The organism is Pelomonas dachongensis, assembly GCF_043555865.1.
In the GTDB taxonomy this organism is placed as follows: Bacteria; Pseudomonadota; Gammaproteobacteria; order Burkholderiales; family Burkholderiaceae_C; genus Pelomonas; species Pelomonas dachongensis.
Genome location: NZ_JBIGHY010000038.1, coordinates 1 through 585, shown reverse-complemented (window position 1 = coordinate 585; position 585 = coordinate 1). Strand labels below are relative to the sequence as shown.

Here is a 585-nt window from a genome sequence, read left to right as displayed (position 1 = left end):
CTGAGGAGATCCCGCCTTGTGCCTGAAAGGGCGACGGCCATGCTGGAGCGGGAAGTCAGCCGAGGTCGTAGTAGCCGGGTAGCGGGGCCGCCGAGGCCACCAGCGAGAGGCGAAGGACCGAACGAGAGCAAGTGACCGAGGACCTGGGAATGTCAAAGGCCATGCGTCAGATGACGGAGCGATCCGGGCGGGCGGGGGAAGCGCGCGGTGAAGCCGCGCGTCAGCCTGTCAGCGACGAAGCCTGCGGCCCGTCCCGGGAGCACCAGGGCACAGGGTCGGCAAGGTCGACGGCGGGGACAGGTGCCCTATTGGAGGCGGCGCTGACGAGAGAGAACCTGCAAGTGGCCTAGAAGCGGGTCAAGGCCAACAAGGGCGCGGCGGGCGTGGACGGGCTCGACATCGAGCAGACGCAACGCCTGCTGCAAACAACGTGGCCGAAGATCCGCCAAGCGCTGCTGGCAGGCAAGTACCGGCCAAGCCGGTACGGCGAGTGATGATCCCCAAGCCGGACGGCAGCCAGCGCGAGCTCGGCATCCCGACGGTAACGGACCGGCTGATCCAGCAGGCATTGCTGCAAGTGCTGCA

At 67.5% G+C, this 585-nt stretch carries 1 pseudogene; it reads left to right on the top strand.

Annotated features, from left to right (window positions below):
• Positions 1 to 143: 143 nt before the first annotated feature.
• Positions 144 to 585: pseudogene (locus tag ACG02S_RS26220) on the top strand (group II intron reverse transcriptase/maturase); the annotation flags it as partial.